Annotated in this window: 4 protein-coding genes; all 4 read right to left on the bottom strand. The window is 60.6% G+C overall.

Features of this window, described 5'->3' with window-relative positions; genetic code table 11:
• Window positions 1-41: 41 nt before the first annotated feature.
• The 4 genes from KLP42_RS26425 to tnpA are packed head-to-tail and all read right to left on the bottom strand — an operon-like array spanning window position 42 to window position 2982.
• Complete coding sequence (locus KLP42_RS26425; RefSeq protein WP_215571143.1) at window positions 42-473, bottom strand: hypothetical protein; 432 nt, start codon at window positions 471-473, stop codon at window positions 42-44.
• Window positions 470-2182 carry an IS66 family transposase gene (gene tnpC, locus KLP42_RS26420; protein ID WP_252193290.1) on the bottom strand — a complete coding sequence of 571 codons (1713 nt, stop codon included), beginning with the start codon at window positions 2180-2182 and terminating at the stop codon, window positions 470-472. Before tnpC ends, KLP42_RS26425 begins: the two co-directional genes overlap by 4 nt.
• A gap of 45 nt (window positions 2183-2227) precedes the next feature.
• A complete protein-coding gene (gene tnpB, locus KLP42_RS26415; RefSeq protein WP_215571142.1) occupies window positions 2228-2575 on the bottom strand; it encodes an IS66 family insertion sequence element accessory protein TnpB in 348 nt (115 codons plus the stop codon).
• A complete protein-coding gene (gene tnpA / locus KLP42_RS26410) occupies window positions 2572-2982 on the bottom strand; it encodes an IS66-like element accessory protein TnpA (RefSeq protein ID WP_149747789.1) in 411 nt (136 codons plus the stop codon). The genes tnpB and tnpA overlap by 4 nt, the downstream gene beginning before the upstream one ends.
• Between the last annotated feature and the right edge of the window lie 79 nt (window positions 2983-3061).

Here is a 3061-nt window from a genome sequence, read left to right as displayed (position 1 = left end):
GTAAGCATACGGTGATTACCGCAGGGCTCAATCGTTGAACCCTATGGATGTGGCGACGCGGAAGCCACCGATCTGCGCACGAAGTACACCAATGCGGTCGCTGCTAGGGTTCCGAATACGACCGTGGTCCACAGGGCCGCCAATGTCGATTCGTCGCCCGTATACCCGTAGGGTATGCCTTGCAGCACCTGGCACGCGCTGAAGTTATTCACAAAGACTCCATATGAAAATTCAGCGGCGAAAACGGCTTGCCAAAGCAGCAGCATCCAAGCAGGCAAACACGCAATCATTGTCGTCCGTAAGCTTTTGGTGCGCGTCAGACAAAATACCGCGAGGAGGAAGAAGGGCACCGAGATCAAGATGCCCCACAGATGGCCTGCATCACCCTGGGTACAAGTTCCGACAGAGCGCGCAAGAATTGTGTTCAGCAAACCAGCATAGAGCGCGAAAGCGGAAATTTTCGCCCAAGTCATATTCGGTATCCCGCCAACATAGACAGACGACTCTGTGCTAACTCGAAGGGCATGTTATCCGGTTCTTGAGCTCTGTTCGTCATCTTCCAGTTCCACGGCAGCAATTGCTCCAACCTGCTGACCGGCGTGTCCGCAATGTTGGCGAGGACGTCGGCAAGCCAGGCCTGTGGGTCTATATCGTTAAGTTTGGCGCTCATGATCAGCGTCGCCATGAACGCGGCGCGATCAGCACCCCGATCCGATCCGGCGAAGAGCCATGACTTCCTGCCGAGTGCAAAGCCTCTGAGCGCGCGCTCGGCGGCGTTGTTCGTGAGACAAATCCGGCCGTCGTCGAGGAAGGATGTGAAGCCAACCCAGCGCTTGAGCATGTAATCGATTGCCTCGGCGACGGGAAAACTGCGCGACAGTTTTGCCCGTTCGGTCTGGAGCCAATCGCGCAGTTCTTCGACGAGCGGCTGGCTATCTTTGTGGCGGTGGGCCAGGCGCTGCTCGGCGGCAAGACCGTTGATCTCCCGTTCGATGTCGAACAGGGCATCGATCCGTTTGACGGCCTCCAGCGCCATCGGGGAGATCGGCGCAGCCTTGCTGCCACGTTTGGCGTTCGTGGCAATATCGGCCAGCACGAAGAACTTGCGGCGTGCGTGTGCCCAACACAGCGCCTGCGTCAGAGGCGCGGGATCGCGGTCTGTCTTGAACAGCGGATTATACCCGCCATAGGCATCCGCCTGCAGAATGCCGGTGAAGGTCTTCAGGTGACGTTCGGGATGCTCCTGCCGCCGGTCCCGCGAGGCATAGTAGAGGGCGGCGGGCGGTGACTGTCCGCCGAACGGTCGATCGTCCCGGACATAAGTCCAGATGCGGCCAGTGTCGGTCTTGCCTCTCGCCAGGATTGGCACTGTCGTGTCGTCGCCATGCAGCCGTTCAGCGGCCAGAACATGCGCCTCGATCAGCGAATGGATTGGCTTGAGCGCCGCGGCACAAGCGCCGACCTGGTCGGCCAGCGTCGACAGGCTGAGATCGATCCCCTCTCGGGCATAGCGCTCGCTTTGGCGATTGAGCGGCTGGTGCTGGGCGAACTTCTCGAACAGGATCATCGCCAGAAGGTTGGGGCCGGCAAAGCCGCGAGGTGTCACATGGAAGGGGGCTGGCGGCTGCGTGATCTTTTCGCATTCGCGGCAGGAGAACTTCTCCCGCACGGTCTGAATGACTTTCCACTGACGCGGGATGACCTCCAGGGTCTCGGTGACATCCTCACCGAGCTTCGACAGCTTTGCCGAGCCGCAGCAGGGGCAACTGGCTGGGGCGGCGATAACGACACGCTCGCGCGGCAGATGTTCAGGAAAGGGCTTGCGTGACGGACGCTTGCGATCGAAGGCCCTGACGGTCGAGTTTTTGGCAACCATCTCCGCCGTGAGCTCGTCTTCGCCGGCATCAGCTTCGAGTTCTTCGAGTTGCAACTCCATCTGTTCGAGAAGCCGCGCCTTGCGCTCAGTGCGGCTGCCGTAAAGCTCGCGGCGAACCTTCTCTATCTCCAGCTTCAACCGCGCGATCAGCGCCTCGGAATGCGATACGAGCGCCTTCGCACTGGCGGCCTCTGCTTTGGCCGTCGCCGCTTCTGCCTCGGCAGTAACACGCCGCGCGCGCTCTTCGGCAAGCAGTGCGAGTGCACTGGCAAGGTCGTCCGGAAGCTGTTCGACGGGGGTGTTCATGGCGAGATGGAATCATATTCGCTCCCGCCATTCTAGCATTTTTGCTTATCCGGCCGAGGTCGGTCGCCAGGTTTTTTGTGGCATCCGCCAGTCTATACCTTCTAGCAAATAGCCGAGTTGCCCAGGGGTAATCACCACCGTCCCATCGGCCGCCGACGGCCATATGAAGCGTCCCCGTTCCAGCTTCTTCGTGAACAGGCAGGCTCCCTGGCCATCATGCCAGATGATCTTGATCAGGCCACCGCCACGACCGCGGAAGACGAACAGGTGTCCGCACATCGGATCACGCTTCAACGTCTCCTGTACCATCAGTGACAGACCGGGAAAGCCTTTGCGCATGTCTGTATGGCCCGTCGCCAGCCAGACCTTCACACCAGCAGGAACCGGAATCATCGCCGACCCAGTACACAATCGAGAATGCGGCCGAGCGCCTCCGTGTCGATGTCGCTGTCCACACGGACACGGCGACCGCGGCCCAGCTCAATCGTCACATCGCTACGCTTCCGACGGGGTTGCGGCGCGACTGGCGTTTCCGTGGCGGCGGGCTGGACTGCTGGCGAGGCCTCCGACACGATCACGGGCACCAACGTGCTCGCCGTGTCAGGCCTCGGTTCCTCGATTTGGCAGAGTTCCTTGCGCCACCGAAAGAGCTGGCTCACGTGGATGCCGGCCGCACGGGCAATCTCGGAAAGAACCGCACCAGGCTCAAGGCAGGCTGCAACCAGCCGCTCTTTGTCCTCGCGAGACCAGCGCCGACGGCGCTCGACAGACGTGATCACTTCAATCGGATGCTTCGTCATAGGACTACTCCTAGTGTTTGCACTAGGACTTCCGATGTTCGCGTCAACCTCGCAAGACGGCCCTCACCGGGGGCTTACC

This window comes from Rhizobium sp. CSW-27, assembly GCF_018760785.1.
Lineage (GTDB): Bacteria > Pseudomonadota > Alphaproteobacteria > Rhizobiales > Rhizobiaceae > Neorhizobium.
The sequence above is the reverse complement of the archived record's forward strand: the minus strand, read 5'-3'. Positions and strand labels throughout refer to the sequence as shown.

What these genes read in the sequence shown, in the direction of transcription:
- KLP42_RS26425 (WP_215571143.1), bottom strand. Translation starts at nt 473, where the DNA reads ATGACTTGGGCGAAAATTTCCGCTTTCGCGCTCTATGCTGGTTTGCTG.
- tnpC (WP_252193290.1), bottom strand. Translation starts at nt 2,182, where the DNA reads ATGAACACCCCCGTCGAACAGCTTCCGGACGACCTTGCCAGTGCACTC.
- tnpB (WP_215571142.1), bottom strand. Translation starts at nt 2,575, where the DNA reads ATGATTCCGGTTCCTGCTGGTGTGAAGGTCTGGCTGGCGACGGGCCAT.
- tnpA (WP_149747789.1), bottom strand. Translation starts at nt 2,982, where the DNA reads ATGACGAAGCATCCGATTGAAGTGATCACGTCTGTCGAGCGCCGTCGG.